This window comes from Leptonema illini DSM 21528, assembly GCF_000243335.1.
Taxonomy (GTDB): domain Bacteria; phylum Spirochaetota; class Leptospiria; order Leptospirales; family Leptonemataceae; genus Leptonema; species Leptonema illini.
Genome location: NZ_JH597773.1, coordinates 1,705,136 through 1,724,561 on the forward strand (window position 1 = coordinate 1,705,136; position 19,426 = coordinate 1,724,561).

Here is a 19,426-nt window from a genome sequence, read left to right on the forward strand (position 1 = left end):
ACTACAGTCAAGTGCTCTGCAATCGGCGCCCGAAGCGGCGCCGGTACTCCAGCGGATTGAATCCCGTATGCTTCTTGAAAACCTGACGGAAGAACGAGACGCTTTCATAGCCGACAGAAAAAGATATCTCTTCGATCGAGTCATCCGCTTCGCTTAACCTTCGTTTCGCCGCGTCCACTCGCAGACGCTGCTGATACGTATTCGGCGTCTCGCCTGTCGCCGATTTAAACCGGCGGAACAGAGAACGGCTGCTCAATCCGACATGGGCGGCCAGGACGTCGGGCGAGATCTCTTCGCGAAAGCTACGCTCGATTGACGATTGCACGGCAAGAACAAGCGAATCGGAATGCTGCCTCTGCGCAATAGCGGGCATAAACGGCGATTGAGAGGACCGTCTTGCATCGACAAGAAGGTTATGCGAACAGAACTGCGCCGCCTCATAGCCGATGTACTGCTCGATAAGATAGAGGGCCAGATCATAGAAGGCATTCGACCCTCCTGACGTGAGCACGGAGCCGGCATCGACGACCATGCGATCGATCTGTAGATCGACGTCTTTGAACCGTCTGCGAAACTTCGAGGCAAGGCGCCAGTGCGTCGTCGCCGCCTTTCCCGATAACAACCCTGTTTCGGCTAACAGAAAAGCGCCCGAGCAGATACTGGCAAGGCGAGTTCCCTTCGATGAAAGTTCCCGTAGCAGCTCGACCTCCATACCGAAGCGCTCCCGGAGGCGGGTCGTATTCATTCCAATAGCCGGGATGAGCAGCAGGTCTAAAGGCTGCGCGATTCGCCCGATGACATCGGCCTCTATTGAGAGCCCGGCATTCAGGCGAATCGGGCCGCTTTGAAGCGATACTGTCTTTAATCCAACTTGTTCTGAACCTGGAGCGTGGCGGGCCAGTTCAAAGAATTCCAGCAGCCCTGAGATCACCGTCGAGGGAATTCCGGGCAAAAGAAGCAGACCGAATTGCATGCCTGAGCATTCCCTGCCTACCGACACTGTCACCGCTAAAAGTGTGAAAACGACAGAAAAAATGTGTCATTATCACATCTAAAAATGTCTTTCTGCCATCTTGTGCGGCCTCCCCTGATCCGCTATATTCATGGCATCCAACCAATCGGAGTTTGAACATGGAATTACTGGAAATCATCGCACGGGTGCTGGCCTCACTGACAGGCCTGCTGCATGTATGGATCTTTATTATGGAATCGGTGCTGTGGATGCGGCCGAGCATATATCGTAGATTTGCCGTTCCCTCAAAAGAGCAGGCAACGCAACTCAAAGACGTCATGCTGAACCAGGGCTACTACAACCTTTTCCTGGCCCTCGGCAGCCTTTTCGGAGCGGCCTTTTTCACATCGATCGACGGAGCTGCGACGGTGCTGCTGTACTCCAACCTCTGTATCGCCGGCGCCGGTGCCGTGCTGCTCATCAGCAAGCCTGCGCTTTTCAGAGCGGCTTTAATCCAGGGCCTGCCGGCACTGGTCGCCGTTGTGACCGCCTTCCTGTCGCTATAAGAAGCTCCTGTTAGGAACAAAGCGTGCCAGAGCGACTTCCGACCGGTACTCGAAAAAAAGGCTGCCTCTCGCGAGGCAGCCGACCTTTTCATCTGGAAGGAGAGTAAGTTCGTTCAGACCTCACGTCTCTTGCGAGCCAGGTAAGCGATCAGTCCGGCAACTCCCACTGCAAGCACGGTGAGCGTTACGGTCTGAGCGACCGGCTTTCCGCTGCCCGTTTGCAGCAGATAAGCTGCCATCGTACTTGGAGGCGGAGGGATGTCATACACAAGGCTTGAGCTTTTCATGTGCAGAGCGCTGCGGCTGTCCTCGGTCGTGACCTCCTGGTCGTCGACAAAGATACGCAGAAGCGCATAGTTCTTATCGAAGTTAATCCACTGATTCGTCGGAATGTCGATCAGGAAGACGTCCTGGCTTGTGACGAGCCAGTTCTGAGACGTGTAGTCGACGTTGTAGACGGGGCTGTAAGGAGCCGTTGCACGACGCTGCGGATACATCAGATCACGATATCCGTCGACGTCATAGGTTCCGAACATAGCCGAGAGCAGATACTTCGCCTTCGGAATCTTCTTCTCGATATGCATCTTGAAGTTACCGTCTTTGAAATCCCAGGGAATGACGACATACCAGACTCCGTTGATCTCGCAGAGATTCTTCGTGAAGTCGTCATACTTGACCATTCCGCTCTTGCCAGGATCAGGAATCGGAAGGTTCTTGATACAATCGTTCATCGCCAGGCCGTCGGTTTTGAATTCGCTTTCGCTGACGTTGATCACAGCGACATCGGGATTCGATTCGCTTCCCTCAAGGCCGCTGCTGTCGCCCGAGCTCGTGCCGTTGTCGGCCGTGTTATCGCCCGTGCCCGTTCCGTTGTCGGCCGTGCTATCGCCCGAGCCCGTTCCGTTGTCGGCCGTGTTATCGCCCGTGCCAGTTCCGTTATCGGCGGTATTGTCGCCCGTATCGGTGGCAGGATCCACGACAACAGGATGCTGGAAGTTATCTGGAGTGGGAGCGACTTCCTCGACCGGAGTTTCTACCGTATTATTCAGCGCCGGCGTTTCCAGGGAAGGAAGCAGAAAAAATGCCCCTTTTTTCTTTTTACCGCACGAAACGGCGGCAAATGCTATCAGAAGCAGTACAAGGATTCTGAGTCTCATGCCATGAGAGACGCAGGATTGTTACAATTCCTTACACTTCTGTCTCAACTAAAGAGAAAAAACGAGACCGCACGGCAAAAGCTATTGGGGTCGCTGCAGGTTCACATTCCGCAGAAGAATCATGCGCATACCCTTCAACGTCAGATCGTGATCGACGACATCAAAGAGTCCGGGCACCTCGTCGTGAATCATACGCGAAAGGCCACCTGTGGCTACAACGAGATAATTCCGATCGGGATTCGTTCGACGGATCTCATCGATGATGCCGCGTAGCAATCCAACCCAGCCGAAGAAGAATCCCGATTGAATGCCGTGCACCGTACTGTCACCGATGACGCCCGACTCCGGACGGCGGAACTCAACGGCCGGAAGCAATGACGTGCGTTGCGTGAGCGTTTCCATCGATAGCTTTACGCCTGGCGCGATCACACCGCCCTGATAGGCGTTCCCGTGAACAATACAGAATGTAGTCGCCGTTCCCAGATCGATGATGATCGCATCCTTTCGATAGATCTCATAGACGGCGACGGCGTTTACGATACGATCCGCTCCGAGTTCGTCGGGCCGCGGATAATCATAGACGATGGGAAGATCGAGGTCATGCGCCGTGCGCAGAGGCTCGACATGAAAGTAATCCCGCACCATTCGCTCGACGATGGGATTGAAGGACGGCACGACGGAAGAATAAACGCATGCCGCTACTTCGTCCAGACGATAACCGGCGCTCTGCAAGAAGCCCGACAGAAAAACGCCTAACTCATCGGAGGTTCGATCTCTTCGGGTAACCGTTCTCCAGGATTTAATGACGGTCCCTTCGATCGAGCCTTCGGGATCAATGGCGAGGATTCCGAATACGGTATTGGTGTTGCCGATATCAATGGCCAGGGCGTAACTCACAGGATTTCATACTCCTCATCGGTTCGGTCGTATCTTACAGTCGATCCGTCTTCCAGTCGCAGTAGAAGCGCTCCATCAGCGGAAAGGCCTTCACACGAGGCAAGGCCGAAAGGCCCTCGAAGCTTGCGACCTCTGAGAAAGAAGCGATCTTCGATGGCCTCTTTGATCTCTGCTGAAAAAATCGGCTGATCGTAGTGGCGGCGATTCAATGCAGCAATGAGCCATGCGACAAACTGCTCGGGCTCCTTCGCCTGAGGGAACTCTTCAGGAAAAAGGGCGGCCGGTGCAAAAGGGGCCGGTTCCGTGCCGCGCGGTATGGCCGACCAGTTCAGTCCGACACCAGTCACGACGCGAAATCGGCCCTTTTCCATACGCGATTCAAGCAAGATGCCGGCCAGCTTACCGATCGTGCCTTCTCTCTTGATTAATAGATCGTTAGGCCACTTCAAGAAGAAAGAGGTCTGCGTCGAAGCCGCCGGATACAGATCGCGAAGGCAGGACTCTGCCGCCTCAAGCACGGCCAGGCCGGCCATTAAAGGCATGGCCGTCGCCGCAGCGGGAAGTTCGTCAAACTCAAGCAGAACGCTGTAAAGAAAGCTCTGATCTTTCGTGTTGCTCCAGGCCCGTCCCTGTCGACCGCGACCGGCCGTCTGCCTGCGGGATGTAACCATCGTTCCCGACGGATAGTTCCCATCGAGCAGAAGGCTGTTCGTCGACTCTGTCTCAGACAGCGTTATCCATCGGTCGGTCGACAGCATGATGTCAGTCGGCGAGATCTTCGCCGATCACTCCGTTCAGACTGAGTTGTTTGCCGCCCCGGTAGATGTCGATTTTCACGCTTGCACCGACGCCGGCCTTCTGAACGGCCCGAATCAGATCTTCAGGCGATTCGACCTTCGCTCCGTTCATCTGATAGATGTAATCGTTCTCTTTCAGGCCGGCCTTTTCGGCCGCCGAACCGGGCACAACCATACGCACGACGACGCCAGGAATCTGTCCTTTGATTCCGAGATACTCACGCAGATTGTCGCTCGCCTCGCCGACCGATACTCCGAGCGCCGCTCGTCCGATGACGCGCTTCTCTTTCTTGAGTCGATCAATCGTGTCTCTGACTTCGTTTATTGGGATGGCGAATCCGATGCCCACCGACCCGCCTTTGCCGTCCGGTGAGATGATGGACTGGTTGATGCCGATCACCTGGCCGTATATGTTGAGCAGTGGCCCGCCGGAGTTACCCGGATTGATCGACGCATCAGTCTGGATGCGCGTGTATTTGGAATCGTCGATGTTTCTCGACTTAGCCGAGATGATACCCTGCGTGAATGTGCTTTCAAGACCGAACGGCGAACCGAGGGCAAAGGCAAGCTGCCCCGGTTCGACCTTATCGGAATCGCCGAGCAACGCCGGCTGCAATCTTGCCGACGCCGGCACTTTAATAACGGCGACGTCGGAGTTCTCATCGCGCCCCACCAGCTTCGCCTCGGCCTTTGTGTTATCAGAAAACGTCACCTCGATACTCTGGGCGTTCGCCACGACATGGCTGTTCGTTACGATGTAGCCCTCCTGATCGATGATAACGCCGGTCCCCTGACCTTCGAGTTGCTGATAGTACTCGAACCAGGCATGAGGCCGCACGACGATATTCGTCTTGATATACACGACGGAAGGCTGCGCCTTCTTGAAAACGCTGATGAAGTTCTTCTGTAAAGCGATGGCCGTCGCCTGGTCGGCATCAGAAAGCGGATCGCCTTCCACTCCCTGACGGTGAAGGCTTTCACGAAGACCGCTGTAAACAAGCGGGCTCAAGAAGGTACCGCCCAGTATCGAAAAGAAAATCAGATTCATCAGTGTAAATCGCGTCATTTGAATCTTGCGTGCCATATCCTACCTCTGAATAAACCGTGAAAAAGCGATTGCGGACGACGCTTCGCACCGGCCTGCCATCGCTGAAATTACCATCATTGCCTGACGCCGCCTGCCACTTTTATAACTTCGGGTCCGTAATTGTGCAGCTTCCAGTCCGACATCAGATGCAGAGCCCCCAGATCGTCGACGCTTATTGGTTGCTTTCGCGCTATCTCTTTTAAGATGCGGTTCGACAGTATCAGGGCGGGTTCGAGGTCTCGACGGGATACGATCTTCTGACGCCATTCCTTCAACTTGCGAAATCGTTCTTCGACTTCAGGAGGATCCCACTGTCTTTCGTCAAAGGGCAGTTGCTGTATCGGCTTCGCCTCACGGAGCGACTCGATGACCCTGCTTCCGTCACGCCGCAGAAAAACCGGATGCAGGCCGAAATCATGCAGTTCATCGGTCGTTTCAGGTAGCTCTTCGACGAGACGAAAGAGATTGCGATTGGTCATCAGCCGGAAGGCCGCAATGTTTTCCTTTTTAGCACGCTCTTCGCGCAAAGCATAGACGGCTGCAAAGCGTCCCCGCGCCGATGCGGAAAGCCGGATCGCTCCGTTCACTCGCATCCAGGCGTTCGGGTTATCCGGCTTTTCGATTTCAAGCTCGTCATCGCCTCCCTCGCACATCCAGTCCATCTCGGCCTGGAACTCTTCCATAACGCCGGCACGCTCCAGTTCCTCTTTCATCTGCTGCATAATCTGATAAAGATAAACCGTATCAAGGTGTGCGTAATCAAGCTGCGACTTCGTCAGGGGGCGCTTCATCCAGTTCGACTTCTGCTCTTTCTTTTCGAGCTCCACGCCGACATACCTCTGCACGAGAGCGAGAAGCGAACAGGCCTCATGGCGCAAATAACGGGCTGCCATATGCGTATCAAAGACGTTCGCAAAACTCCAGCCATACTGACGACGGAACTCGCCCATATCAGAGGCGGCCGCATGGAAGATCTTCGGTATGTTCTGCCCGGCAAAGATGTGAGCGAGGCGCTGTAACTCAAGCTTAGCAAGCGTATCAATGATGAAATGCTGGGAATCGGTGGAGATCTGAATCAGGCAGAGCTCTGAATAATAAGTATAATACCCGGAGGACTCCGTATCAACGGCCAGATAAGGGGCTTTATCAAGGACGGAGTAAGCGAGGTCGAGAGGTTGCTGTCTGTCTATATATATGTAGTCGGGCATCTCGGACCTTTTTCTCAATCCCCCCTTTTCAAACAAAGCCTTTTTCGGCCTGGAGATGCATGCCGCGCCTGCATCTGGATATCCTCCGCATCTCGTCCGCATCTTGATGGAAAGGATTGACTGTCGCCGCAGCGCTTTGATTCCTGATTTCAGTTCTCTTCTCTGGATTCAACTTGAATCCAAGCGGCATTCTCTGGATTCTACGGGTGGTGTATGGGCATACGTGATCGTGACCTTGTTCCGGAACGAAAGAAAAAGACCAGGGGGTCGATCGTCATCGTCGTCATTCTTGCCCTGTTTGCCGGCTGGGGCCTGCGTATGGCCCTGCATCGTTTTCTGTGGACGCCTGTTCAGATTTCAGAGCCGTCGATGGCGCCCGCTCTGAAAGAGGGTGATGTCGTGACGGTGCATCGGCGTTTTGAGCCCGCTGAAATCGCAAAGGATCGCATGATCTTGTTCGAACATCCCATGAACGAAGAACAGCGCATGATCCGGAGAGTCGTCGCCGTTTCGGGCGATCGTGTTCAGGTGAAGCAAGGAGCCGTTCTTGTAAACGGAAAGGTAATACGAGCTTCAGACTACCATGAAGAAGCCGAACCGCCTTCTTCGGATTCCAGAGAGGAAAAAGCCGACAGACCAAAGGCAAAGCGTAAAGGGCCATCGCCTGCTCTGCTACAGGCCTCTTTCTTTGATCGAGACGAGATAACGCTGAAGGCCGATGAGTTTTATGTTCTCGCCGACGGCGATGGGCTCGACTCAAGGCAGTTCGGGCCCGTGCCGGTTGCGAAGGTCATCGGCCTGCTACACTGAGGCCCTTCCGTTACTCGTTCACGCCCATGTAGGCGAGGATGCCGTCGAGCATCTTCATATTCATGAATACTCCTTCGGGATCCGTCGCCCCGTCTACTCCGCGGCGATAGATTTCGATCAATCCGCGCGCCATGTGAGCATAGATACGGTTCTCAAGGCGGATCATGGCCTCGGGATTCCGGCGGTCGGCATTCTCGCCCGGACGCACAAGCAACGGATCGTATTCCGGCCCCGTCCAGAGCAATTCTTGCGGGATGCCCTTTTTCTGCGACACCAGCGCCGGATCAAAGACGGCCTCTTCGATAAGCAACGACAGCCCGTACACATAGAAAAGCGATTCGGTGATATACTTGCGATTGAGATCGATCCATTCTGCGGACTGTTCGAGGTTCTGCTTCCAGTCGGCGTATAACTGTCGCAGATCACGAAACAGATCGGATCTCTCGCCGCCGTTCGTTTCGCGTGCCAGGACCGATTCGATATGCTGATCGAGCGCTGAGCGCACTTTCTCACGCGAGAGCGCCTTGAGCACGTGCTCCTGGATCAGAGGATGCGCTCCCTCCCACGTCTCGTTGATAACGGAATCGTTTAACAGACGGGGCAGGCAGCTGAAATCGCCGAGAATGCCGTTGCCTCCGTGCAGCAGAATCGACTGGCGCACGGTCCAGGTCGCATTCACCGTCGAGATGTACTTGAGCATCGGGGTGAGAAGCTCCGATATCGGATCTTTTTTATCGAGAGCTTTGAAGCTGCGGAAGTTCGCAAGCGTCACCGTCGTATGCAGAATCGACATCTTCGCAAGCATCACCTTCGTGACGGGAAAATCGACGACACGTTTTCCATAGGCCGTACGACGACGCACGTAGGCAAGCGCTTCCATAAGCGCTCGCCGGCTCATACCGATGGCCGCCGCTCCGACGTGGATGCGAGAGATATTGATGACATATCGAATCAGATTTGCAATGCCGTGCGCCGGACGCCCCAGCTCCTCAACCTCGCAGTTTTCGTAAAGGCATTCGGCCGTAATCTTACCCCGGCTTCCGATGATGTCTTTCTTTCGCAGAAGAGTATAACCATTCTTCGAGCCGTCGGTACGCAGACGCGGAACAAGAAAGAGACCGATGCGGTTCGTGCCGTCGACGCGGGCGGTCGTTACCCAGAGATCGCCCGGATTCGAACAGAACCATTTCTCGCCCGTAAGCAACCACTTTCCAGGAGCTTCGCCGGCCGGGGCTTCAAGACGACGGGCCAGGGTGCGGTTGGCCCCGACGTTTGATCCTCCGACGCGCTCGGTTACATACTGCCCGCACATGAAATAGCTTTCGCTGGAGGGGCCGGCGATTAATGGAAGATACAGCTCTTTCTGCAGAGGCGTGCCGAGCGCCTTAATCGCCCGGATCATGCCATCCGTCATCGCAAGAGGACAGCCGACGCCTGCCTCGCCGTCCTGATTGCACAGATAGGCAAGCGCCATGCGATGGAACATCGTGAACGGATGTTCCCAGCTTCTGTGAAAATCAAGATTCACGATGCCATATTCATAAGAAATCTTTCGCGCCTGGATCTGCTCGTGGCAGTAACGCACCTCGTCGATGCGTTCGCCGCTGCGATCAAAATGCTCGATATAACCGAGTCGATTCTCTTTATGCGAGATCTCGGCCAGCTCGTCAAGGATCGTGCCGACAAGGTCGCCGTAGCCTTCGATGTGTCGGTACATCGCTCTATTGTGATCTGCGTCTTGAGTGAGTGCTTCGCGCAAGAAGATGCGTTGCAATACCTGATCTTCGTGAAAGAAGTTGCGACCGCGGATGCCTGTGTAATCGGTGAGGTCGTAGGGTTCAAGGCCCGGGTTAAAGTTGTCTGATTCGTTCAGACGGGGATTGGCGATCGGTCGATCGGCAAAGATATCTTCAATCATGCAAAGCTCCTCCGGCACGAAGAACCCATGTCAGAACCCGCTTCGCAATCGAGGGTTTTGAGATGAGTTCCTTCGTCAGGAAACCGCATGCCTGCCGTCAGGCAAACGAAAATAGCATCACCTCAGCGTCGACCCTTCAGAGCCTGTGCGCCTCAAAGAAGCGCATCGTACCGATTTTTTGGGGCACCTCTTCGCGGCGGTAATGGAATGAAAGGAGGAGAACGACTGCATCCGTTCTTGTTGAAGCCGAGAGTAGACATGAAATCTGTTGCCCTCTCTGACCGAAGGGTAATCCTGGAAGATAGAAATTTGGTCGAGCTTCAGAAGAATAGAAAGGGCCGGAGTTTTTTACAATATGTCTATTGAAAATCCTTATCATCCCCCTGCCGATTTCACTCCGGCTCCGATCTCTTCAGATCTACGGTCCACCATCGATACAGACGAGCTCGATATTGGTGGGATTTTTCGAGTCACATTCCAGCTTTTTAAGCAGAGAACCGTAGATTTTGGCCTGCCCATACTGATCTATACGCTTGTGACCTCTGTCCTGTTTGTAATCTATATGCGCTTTTTTACATCGGGATTCATCGACCTGATCAGTCACCAGATGGCCTCAAAGGCCGGTGCGCCGACACCGGCGCAATTCTCGCGGATTTTCGGACAGTTCTTTGGCGTCATGATGCTTCTCGGTTTCATCAGTATGTTGCTGCAGGCCTTCTACAGTCTGTATATAACCAACCGGACGGGGGATTGTTTCATCAACTCTGAAGCGACGGCAGGCCATACATTCCTGCAGACTCTGCGTCGATATGTTCCCTTCCTGTTTACCGCCTTTCTTGCCTTTTTCCCCGTGATGATCGGGATGATTTTTTGCTTTGTGCCCGGTCTGCTTCTGATGGTCTATTTCTCCATGGTGGCACCGCTTGTAGGTATCGGAGGCCGCGGTCCCTCTGCGCTTTCGCTCTGCTTTTCTCTGTTGCGAGATCGGTTTGGAAAAACGCTTCTGGTTTATTTCATCTCTCTGGCTGTTTTCTATGCGGTGTACATGTTCCTATCGATTCCTCTCAATATGCTGATCGGTTCCATTTTTCAACCGATGGATCCACAGGCGATGAAAGGCCCTGAAGAAATGATACGAGCCTTCTCTGAAAGTCCTTTCATTATGACGACCATGCTGGCCGGTAACTTTCTCAACACTCTGCTCTATGCTTATCTGTCCGCGGTTGCAGCTGTGATGTATCTGAACTATTCCCGTGAAGACCGCGTGAATAGAGACGAAGAGACGCTCAGCAATACGGGAATGACGAACTCCTGACGGTTCCGATGGTTTTTTGCTTTGCCATCCTGAGGGATTCCCCGGAGCAGCCTGTTTTCCGGGGGTGTTTACAGTGAGGCGTCGCCGCACGCCATCATACTTTTTTTGATTTTCCCCGGCTTTCGCTTCGCTTTTCTGGACCTATGCCATCGACCGGAAAGCTGCTCTCCTTCTACCGCTCCTTTCTCGATACCTTCGTTCCGCGAGGAGACTATACCGACAGTCCCTTCCTGTATCAGAGGCGACAGACTCGCGAGGTGAAGGCGGGTGCGATCGGCATCGGCGGCGCAAACCCCGTGCGCATCCAGTCGATGACGACATCCGATACGTGCGATACCGACGCCGTTGTCGCCGAGGCGATCGCCCTGTTCGACGCCGGAGCCGAGCTCGTTCGCCTGACGGCGCAAGGCCCGAAAGAGGCGAAGAACCTCGAGGTGATCCGCTCTCGGCTCAACGAAAAGGGTTATACGGGGCCTCTTGTCGCCGACATACATTTCTCTCCGCGGGCGGCCATGATCGCCGTTGAATACGTCGAGAAGGTGCGCATCAATCCGGGTAACTTCGCCGATACGAAACGCTTTGAACAGATCGAATATACCGACGACGAATACGTGAAAGAGCTCGAACGTATTCATGACAGCTTCAAGCCTCTGGTGCTTCGCGCAAAAGAGCTCGGTCGTGCGCTGCGCATCGGCGTCAATCACGGCTCGCTTTCCGATCGCATCATGAACCGATACGGCGACACGCCTGAAGGAATGGTCGAGTCGGCCATAGAATTCCTGAAAATCGCCGAGCTCTACGACTTTCGCGATATGGTCGTTTCGATGAAGGCGTCGAATCCGCATGTGATGATCCAGGCGTATCGCATGCTTGTAGAACGCTTTCGTAAAGAGAAGATGGATTATCCGCTTCATCTGGGCGTAACTGAAGCGGGGGACGGGCGTGACGGTCGTATCAAATCGGCGATCGGCATCGGCTCGCTTCTGCTTGACGGCATCGGCGACACGATTCGCGTCTCGCTCACCGAAGATGCCGTTTATGAGATTCCGGCCGCTCGCGAGATCCTCAGAGCGACGATGGTCGAACAGCAGAACTGGACCATTCAGGCAAAGGCCGAGAACGAAAGCCTTCGCTCTCCGTATCGCATCCAGCGACGTAGCACAACAACGGCCGGCATCGCCCCTCTCGATTGCGGAGCTTCGCGTCCGGTCCGGGCGGCCGCTCCCATGCCGCTTGATCTTGACGGGCCTGCGCTTAACGCCGCCCTCGAGGCATTCCTGAAAAATCCGCCGGACTATCTTTTCGTAAACGACGAAGCGTCGGCTCGACGACGCTTTCCACAGTTCTTCGGTAACGGAGAGCGGGCCTCGCTTCCTGTGATCATGTGGAGCGATGATACGGCAGAGATTCCCGAAGACTGCGGTCTCTTGATCGAAGCGAGTCGTATCGATTCCACTCTGTTGCATAAGCTGAGTACGATCAAACATCCTGTCTTTGTTCGCGTTAACATTGATCGGATGAGCCCGGTTACCTTGCAGTCAGAGGCGGAACGTCTTTCTGTTATCCCCTGTCTTGTTCTTGCCCTTGAAACGGGAGCAAATCCTGTTTATCCGTATCGCTGGCTTACGGAATGCCTGAATCAAAATCGCAGGGCCGCTCCGTTTATGCTGTATTATACGCCTGCCGACGACGATGACGCACTTTTTCGTATGCCCTCAGAGGCTGGAGCCCTTCTGCTTTCGGGCATAGGCGACGTTCTGGCGATCGGTCCGACCATGCGCTCTGACATCGCCTATCAGACCGTTCTCGATATCTTGCAGGCCACTCGACTGCGCATCACAAAGACGGAGTTTATCAGCTGCCCTTCTTGCGGAAGAACGCTCTTTGATCTTCAGTCAACGACGGCTCGCATCAAAGAAGTCACCGGTCATCTGAAAGGCGTGAAAATCGCCGTTATGGGATGCATCGTCAACGGCCCCGGCGAAATGGCCGATGCCGACTTCGGCTATGTGGGTTCGGCGCCTGGAAAGATCAACCTCTACAGAGGCAAAGAGGTGATTCGCAAGAACATAGACTCCGAGATCGCCACGCAGGAATTGATCGCTCTGATTCGTGAATCGGGCATGTGGCAGGACCCGTGATTGACTTCTATCGCTGTCAGCGAGAATGCCGTTGCTCAAAGGAACCTGGAATAAAGAGTCGGTGAACCTCAGAGTAAGAGAGATCACGGAGAGAATCGGTTGTTTGAAGGCAACCCTGATCCTATCGAAAGGAGCTGAAAATTCAGAGGATTTACTCCGGAAATGCGACGCAGTGAGAGCCGCACCCAACGTCTGCCTTTCACTCTTCTCCCTTCTCCGTGCCCTCTGTGTACCTCAGTGGTTTATTGATTTATTGCTCCGAACTGGCCATCGTTCTTGCGCGCTGCGCTTCGCCTGACCACCACTGACCGAAAAAGGTTGACCGCAGTCGGTTTTGCTGGAAAGCTGTACCTATCCAAATATATTGGGAAGGTTTTACTCTATGACCAACCAGACGGCCGAATCTGACGTACGCTCCAATCCACTCTATTCGAAGGTCGTCGCCCAGATCAATGAAGAGAAGCTGATCAAGGATCTTACCTCCTATCAGCTCAATCGCATCAAGCAGATGGAGGAGCTCGCCGACGAGGTTTCGAGCTCAGCCGATGAATCTGTTCGTAAGGTTCTGGCCGAAAATCTTCAGGAAAATCCGCGTTCCGTCCTGTCACGTCTGATCCTCGGCCTTGACGGATTGAAAGCCGGCAATACCGACGCCGAATACCTTATCGTCGATCTGATGAAAGACTTCCAGAAGACGGCGCGCTGGCCAATCGTAGAAGCAATCGCTGAACGTATTCTTAAAGATAACGCCGAGCATCGCGCAGCGCTTCATTCCATGGTGGAGGCCGTCGAGCGCCTTCGCGGAAAAAAAGAAGTTCGCCCCTATCTTGAAAAGCTCGCTTCGATGGACGAGCAGAACCCCGATCCCGACGTCGCCCGCCGTTACGGCATGCTCATTCTTGAAGACGACGCCGATCGCGCCGGTCATTATCTCAAACAGGCCGCTGAAAGCTATGCCCGTCTTCGTGACTACGCCAAACTCGAAGAGATCTGGAGCACGCTTGTCGATCGATTCTCTGACGACATCCCGTTCTTCGAAAAGATAGAGCGCATCCTTTCGGGCTACCGTGAAAAGACGCGCATCGCCGCCTACTTCGCCAGCCTGGTCGAGGTCTATCGCCAGCTTGAAGACTGGGATACGGTGATCCTGCTTCTTAAAAAGATCCTGATTCACGAGCCCTCTTCAAATAAAGCGCGATCCGATCTGGTCCGCGCCTACAAGCAGAAGTACGGCGGACATTCGCTTCTCAATGAGTTCCTGCGTATCTCTGAAATCACGAATGTGAAGAAGCCGGTGAATACATGTATCGCCTCCTTCGAGCGTAACATCGTATTCGATACGGGTAACTTCGTTTATCACCGCACGCGCGGCGTCGGCAAGATCGCAAGCATCGATCCGACGGCCATCGTCATCGACTTCAAAGGCAACGAAGGCCAGAAGATGACGCTTGAGATGGCCATCTCAAGCCTGCAGCCGATGGAGCCCTCGCATATCTGGGTGAAGTGGTTCACGAACCCAGACGAGGTGACCGATCTTTTTCAAAACGACATTCGCGGATTCTTTCGCCTTCTGCTTGAGTCGTATAACCATAAGATCGTTCTCGCCGACATCAAATCCGAAGTTATCGATCGCCTGGGATTTCTCAAAGCGAAAGACTGGTCGAGCTGGTGGAACAAAACGCGCACAACTCTCAAAAAGGATTCGCTGTTTGGGTTCAATCCGCAGAAACGCGACGAGCTCATTCTGCACAAGCAGGAAATCTCGTATAACGACGAACTCGACGACCGCTTCCACAAGACGAAAGACTGGAACAAGAAACTTGAGATCGCCCTCGAAGCGCTTCGCGAGCCGGAATCGGCCAATGCCGCCACATCCTGCGCTCAGTTCTTCTACGAAGAGGAACGCAAGACGCGCGATCCGGCCATGCGCTTTCAGTGCTTCTTCTATCTTGCCAAGTACAGATCGCGTTATCCGGATGGACGCATTCAGAGCCGCCACTCCGACGCCGATCTGATCGAGATCCTCAAGGCCTCTGATATTCCGGCCATCCTGCGCATCAGCGAATCGATCGATCATCTCGAGTTCAAAGAACGCCTGGTGCAGCTTCTCATCAAAGGTCGCCCGGACTTCGCCGAGATCCTCAAGCAGCTACTATTCGAAACTCCGATCAAGGCGCATCGCTATATTCTGAACGAGCTGAACCATCGCAATGAAACCGAGATTCTGCGTTCTTTCGTTCAGGCCGCCTTCCGTCGTTATCAGGATTATCCCGAGGTCTTCCTGTGGGCGGCCCGATCCATTCTCGCCGGTCAGTGGAACCATCCGTGGATGGAGATGAATCGCGAAGATACGATGCTTCAGATGTTCCGCCTTCTGAAACCGCTCAGCCGCATCGAAGAGAAAGGCAACCGACTCAAGAACCAGCTGCTTCGCGACATCTTCGGCACGACGAACATCGTCGCCGACGATCTGATGGGCACGCCGCTGGAAGAGATCGTGAAAACGGCTCAGCCCGCCTCACTGCGACGCATGTCGGCCCTCTTTCGAGAAGTGCCCTACGTTCCCGACGCCCACAAGGATAACTTCGACGCCTTCTTGAGCACGGTGCGTCCGGATTTCACGTCCGCCCGCGACGAGATCGACGAAGAGATCGAAGAGCGTCCGGTGGACCTTCTTCCGCCTGCCGACGTTATTCTCGTTTCGCCTGCCGGTCTTGAGAAGCTGCGCAATCACTTCAATCATCTGGTGAACGTCGAGCTTCCCGAGAACTCCCGCGATATTGGAGCGGCCCAGGAAAAGGGTGACCTTAGAGAAAACGCCGAATACAAGGCGGCACTGGAGCGCCAATCAAGCCTGCAGGCCGAGATCACGCGTGTTGATGCTGAGCTGAAAAAGGCGAAGATCATCGAGTCCACGTCGATCCGCACCGATATCGTAACGATCGGCAGCAAGGTCTCGGTTACGGACGGCAAGGGCGAAAAGCTGATCTACAGCATTCTCGGCCCGTGGGATGCCGACACCGATAAAGGCGTTATCTCGTACGTCTCGCCGCTCGGCAAATCGCTCATCGGTAAATCGGTCGGCGATACGGCCACGCTTGAAGGCGGTCAGAGCTTTAAGATTGATCGCATTGAAAAGGGTCTCTGATGCGTGAAGGCCAAGGCCTCAAACAGAAGAGCCCGAAAAAAAGCCGCCTGAAGAGGCGGCTTTTTTTGCACTGCGGCGCGGAGCGTTTTTCTGTAACACAATCGGCGAATACTGAATCACCTGGGCCCGCTCCGAGACGCGCTCTTAATACGTGGCCTTCTTAATACGTAGCCTCGATGCGATAGGCTGCGTGACAGGCGACGCATTTGTCTGTTAACGTCTTGATCTCGGCCGAGATCGTACGTTGATCCATGCCCGGGTTATCGCGCAGCTTCTTTGCGATGTCGTCGAAATTCTCGTGAGTCGAGAATCCCAGCTTTTTCATTTCTATCGGAAGCTTGGCGATTAAAGAGGCCTCACGCTCAGCGAGCGATTCCACCATCCCCATACCCACCGATTCGGCGGCATCAGCCGCAGCCTGCTGATCGCCGACGGCCAGAGCGCCGTGCATACGGTTCAGGGCAAAAAGCAGCTCCCGCATCTCGGTCAGAATCAGTACCTTATCAGAGGCCGATACCTCGACGACCCGGCGTCCGTCTTCCAGAGACGAAAAGCTCATGCGTCCCATCAGGAACAGCCCGACAAGCATTACTGTCGTTACGATCCAGAGACCGAAGAAGAGCGGTCCCAATCTTTTGAAAATCGATTCGTTTTCTTTCATCCCTATTTCCTTTAGCAAGCTGCTGAAAAAGGCCATCCGTGGACTTTTTCAGCTGACGGATTTTTGAGCTAAGCCCAAAAATCCTTACAAAATGGCCTTTTTCCAAAAAGGCCATTTTGGCAAAACATCCTATTTTGCCATAACAGGCTGCTTTTTCAGCAGCCTGTTAGAGGCCCGCAGGCCTTATATCTTATAACGCATTCCGATATACAGCCCTTTCGTAGAGGTGCTTCTCTCAAACTGAAAGGCCGCTCCCTGTACCTGACGCGAGATCGCCCAGTCAGATAAAGGCGATCCTTTAATCATCCGGCCAGGGGCGTATTCAAAGGCGACATCTAACGATCCCCGCCCTCGCGTATAACCCAATCCGACAGAAAAATGATACTCGGTCGTCGATCCGAGAAACGGGCTTAACCCTTCGGCGGGGATGGGCGTCTTACCGTAGCTTGTTCCGATTCGATACGCGAGATTGTCCACCCGGTATTCCAGGCCGATAGCCCCAACGACCTGGTCTTTCCAGCGAAGGTTCCAGACTAACGCCGGAGACACCGGCCCGAGCGGAGTGCCGACCATCGGTCGATCCATCTGGAAGGTCATGCGATCAAAATGTCGCGACCACGGTATATAATGCAGATCAAAGGCGACGGTAACGGCGCTGCCTCTATAGGCGATGCCGGCGCTATGACGATCGGGCCAGGCAAGTGTGCGTTCGACGCGAGAGCTTCCCTGGCGCATAGCGTCGGTCGAATCGGCGCGCATCATGCCGTCCAGCTCAAGCTGCGAATCGGCCGTATAGGCATACGAAACAGACCAGCTTTCATTGAAGTCGTAGCTGAATCCTATCTTGCCGGATGGCGCATAAGCCGGACGACTGCGATAATGAAAGCCTCCCGGAGCCTGGATATAGCTCAGCGGATTATTCTCTTCTATTGCGGCACCGACACCCGGAAGCACGGTAAGCGTGCGATCCAGACGATTCGTCCCGTACGAGAGATCGACGGCAAGACCGACGCGAAGACGTCCAAAGGAGGCGGCCCCACCCATCGTAAGCTTCGCATGCACGAAACGGAATTTCAGATCTTCAGATACATAGGCCGACGGACTCACGCCTCCGCTTGAGGTCGTCTCTGCAGCGGCCCGACGGTAGATGCCGTCGATCTCAGCGCCTCCGCCTCCCTGAGCATACAGCGCCATACCAAAGGCGAAGCGATCGCCGACCGGAGTCGCATAGCCCATGTAGGGCAGCGGAGAGACGGGGTTAAATCGGTTGTGGTTCTCGAAATAGACGTTCTCACCAGGAAAGTAGGTGCGGTCATTATACGTGATCGACGCTCGATTGAGGGCGATTCCGGCCTCAAACAGCCCCTCATCGAGCAAGGCCAGGCCCGACGGATTGTTCTGCAGATCCATCACCGAGCCGCCCAGCGCCAGCGAGGCGCCACCCAATCCTGCCTGTCGCGCCCCGTAGGCCGGCAAAAAAAGCCCGTGAAAGGCATGCAGCGATGCGGGTAAGATTAGCGGAATGGAAAGCATGACCAAGAGAGCGGCTACGCGAAGCTGGCGGACAAAAGAGATTGAGACCATATCTCAATTCCGGGAGAGGCCTCCCGAGGTCAAACAAATAAAGATTTACGAATACAAAATATGCATGACAGGCCGTTTCCTTGAAACCGAGGCACGCGCCACTCCTGCTCTGCATGTCCCATCGGTTCAACGCTCAATCACGGACGCCTCCATGCTGAACCGTCGATCGAACACTGACTACTTACTCGATGTCCGGCCAACCCGAAAAAGAGTTTTCCACTGAGTGGACCGGCGAAACATTGCAGTATGTTTGAAGCCCGCATTTATGTTACCCTTAAAGAATCCGTGCTTGACCCACAGGGACAGGCCGTGCTTGGCTCGCTGCACCACATGGGCCACAAGAACGTGCAGGACGTGCGCATCGGTAAATACATCGAGGTGAAGCTGAACAGCGCAAACGAGGCTGAGGCCCGCCAAGAGATCGAATCCTATTGCAACGGGCTGCTTGTGAATCAGGTCATCGAAACCTATCGCTTTGACCTCTTGCAGGGAGCGGCGAAGTGAGCGCTCTCAGAGCGGGAATCGTCACCTTCCCCGGCTCTAACTGTGACCGCGACATCCATACGGTGCTGCGAGACTTCTTCGATTTCAAAACCGACCTGCTCTGGCACGATCGCCCCATTGCCGACGAACGCTCCTACGACCTGCTTGTCGTGCCGGGCGGATTCTCTTATGGGGATTATCTGCGTTGCGGCGCCATTGCACGCTTCTCGCCGGCCATGCAATCCGTCGTCGCTCATGCGCAGCGCGGCGGAGCCGTTCTCGGTATCTGCAACGGTTTTCAAATCCTCTGCGAAGCAAGACTTCTTCCCGGTGCGCTGATCCGCAACAGAGGACTGCTGCATCTTGCGAAAGATGTGACGCTTGTGGCAGGCAACAGCCCTCTTTTTCAAGACCTGAAAGGCCAGTATCGAATCCCCGTCTCTCACTCCGAGGGAAACTTTCGCGCCGACGACGAGACGCTCAAGCGACTTGAAGGCGAAGGCCGCGTCGCCCTGCGCTATCTGAATAACCCTAACGGCTCCATCAACGATATCGCCGGAATCCTTTCTGAAAACGGACGCGTTCTCGGTATGATGCCTCATCCGGAGCGAGCGACCGATCAGCGTAACGGCAAGACGGACGGACGGGCGATTCTTGAAGCCTACCTGAAAACGTTAGCCGTCGCCGTCTGAAGGGAGATTG

Annotated in this window: 16 protein-coding genes; 7 read left to right on the forward strand and 9 right to left on the reverse strand. The window is 54.6% G+C overall.

All coding sequences use genetic code 11. The features are described 5' to 3' along the window. Window positions 1–7 precede the first annotated feature (7 nt). The gene (locus LEPIL_RS07770; protein WP_002771588.1) at window positions 8–973 is read right to left on the reverse strand and encodes a GlxA family transcriptional regulator; all 966 of its coding nucleotides are present in this window, start codon (window positions 971–973) and stop codon (window positions 8–10) included. Window positions 974–1,140: 167 nt separating this feature from the next. Here LEPIL_RS07770 and LEPIL_RS07775 point away from each other — a divergent pair, with 167 nt between their 5' ends. Next, complete coding sequence (locus LEPIL_RS07775) at window positions 1,141–1,518, forward strand: DUF1304 domain-containing protein (RefSeq protein ID WP_040919879.1); 378 nt, start codon at window positions 1,141–1,143, stop codon at window positions 1,516–1,518. A gap of 113 nt (window positions 1,519–1,631) precedes the next feature. Here LEPIL_RS07775 and LEPIL_RS23785 read toward each other — a convergent pair whose 3' ends face one another. From LEPIL_RS23785 to LEPIL_RS07805, 5 genes are all read right to left on the reverse strand, one after another. Then, window positions 1,632–2,675: a hypothetical protein gene (locus tag LEPIL_RS23785; RefSeq protein ID WP_002771599.1), complete on the reverse strand. Its 1,044-nt coding sequence runs from the start codon at window positions 2,673–2,675 to the stop codon at window positions 1,632–1,634. Between the two features lie 81 nt (window positions 2,676–2,756). Continuing rightward, window positions 2,757–3,572 (reverse strand): type III pantothenate kinase, encoded by an 816-nt coding sequence (locus LEPIL_RS07790; protein ID WP_002771600.1) that lies wholly within the window; start codon window positions 3,570–3,572, stop codon window positions 2,757–2,759. Next, a complete protein-coding gene (locus LEPIL_RS07795; RefSeq protein ID WP_002771601.1) occupies window positions 3,569–4,330 on the reverse strand; it encodes a biotin--[acetyl-CoA-carboxylase] ligase in 762 nt (253 codons plus the stop codon). Before LEPIL_RS07795 ends, LEPIL_RS07790 begins: the two co-directional genes overlap by 4 nt. Before the next feature lie 4 nt (window positions 4,331–4,334). Further along, window positions 4,335–5,453 (reverse strand): S1C family serine protease, encoded by a 1,119-nt coding sequence (locus LEPIL_RS07800; RefSeq protein WP_002771602.1) that lies wholly within the window; start codon window positions 5,451–5,453, stop codon window positions 4,335–4,337. A 77-nt stretch (window positions 5,454–5,530) separates the two neighbouring features. Beyond that, window positions 5,531–6,664: a ribonuclease D gene (locus tag LEPIL_RS07805; protein ID WP_002771603.1), complete on the reverse strand. Its 1,134-nt coding sequence runs from the start codon at window positions 6,662–6,664 to the stop codon at window positions 5,531–5,533. 213 nt (window positions 6,665–6,877) lie between these two features. On the opposite strand from LEPIL_RS07805, the gene lepB reads away from it, so the two are divergent. Continuing rightward, complete coding sequence (gene lepB / locus LEPIL_RS07810) at window positions 6,878–7,474, forward strand: signal peptidase I (RefSeq protein ID WP_002771604.1); 597 nt, start codon at window positions 6,878–6,880, stop codon at window positions 7,472–7,474. Between the two features lie 10 nt (window positions 7,475–7,484). Here lepB and LEPIL_RS07815 read toward each other — a convergent pair whose 3' ends face one another. Next, window positions 7,485–9,392, reverse strand: a complete 1,908-nt coding sequence (locus LEPIL_RS07815) for an acyl-CoA dehydrogenase family protein (RefSeq protein ID WP_002771605.1) — start codon at window positions 9,390–9,392, stop codon at window positions 7,485–7,487. 355 nt (window positions 9,393–9,747) lie between these two features. Here LEPIL_RS07815 and LEPIL_RS07820 point away from each other — a divergent pair, with 355 nt between their 5' ends. The 3 genes from LEPIL_RS07820 (at window position 9,748) to greA (ending at window position 15,996) form a co-directional block, all read left to right on the forward strand. Next, the gene (locus LEPIL_RS07820; RefSeq protein ID WP_002771606.1) at window positions 9,748–10,707 is read left to right on the forward strand and encodes a hypothetical protein; all 960 of its coding nucleotides are present in this window, start codon (window positions 9,748–9,750) and stop codon (window positions 10,705–10,707) included. Window positions 10,708–10,850: 143 nt separating this feature from the next. After that, window positions 10,851–12,848, forward strand: a complete 1,998-nt coding sequence (gene ispG / locus LEPIL_RS07825) for a (E)-4-hydroxy-3-methylbut-2-enyl-diphosphate synthase (RefSeq protein WP_002771608.1) — start codon at window positions 10,851–10,853, stop codon at window positions 12,846–12,848. Between the two features lie 382 nt (window positions 12,849–13,230). Next, window positions 13,231–15,996, forward strand: coding sequence for a transcription elongation factor GreA (gene greA / locus LEPIL_RS07830; protein ID WP_002771610.1), 2,766 nt, complete (start codon window positions 13,231–13,233; stop codon window positions 15,994–15,996). A gap of 160 nt (window positions 15,997–16,156) precedes the next feature. Here the strand turns inward: greA and LEPIL_RS07835 are convergent, their stop codons facing one another. Continuing rightward, complete coding sequence (locus tag LEPIL_RS07835; RefSeq protein WP_002771611.1) at window positions 16,157–16,657, reverse strand: hypothetical protein; 501 nt, start codon at window positions 16,655–16,657, stop codon at window positions 16,157–16,159. 183 nt (window positions 16,658–16,840) lie between these two features. After that, window positions 16,841–18,190, reverse strand: coding sequence for an OmpP1/FadL family transporter (locus tag LEPIL_RS07840; protein WP_211208632.1), 1,350 nt, complete (start codon window positions 18,188–18,190; stop codon window positions 16,841–16,843). Window positions 18,191–18,487: 297 nt separating this feature from the next. On the opposite strand from LEPIL_RS07840, the gene purS reads away from it, so the two are divergent. Continuing rightward, window positions 18,488–18,745: a phosphoribosylformylglycinamidine synthase subunit PurS gene (gene purS / locus LEPIL_RS07845; protein WP_002771613.1), complete on the forward strand. Its 258-nt coding sequence runs from the start codon at window positions 18,488–18,490 to the stop codon at window positions 18,743–18,745. Continuing rightward, on the forward strand, window positions 18,742–19,416 hold the full coding sequence (purQ, locus tag LEPIL_RS07850; RefSeq protein ID WP_002771614.1) for a phosphoribosylformylglycinamidine synthase subunit PurQ: 675 nt from the start codon (window positions 18,742–18,744) through the stop codon (window positions 19,414–19,416). The genes purS and purQ overlap by 4 nt, the downstream gene beginning before the upstream one ends. Window positions 19,417–19,426 lie beyond the last annotated feature (10 nt).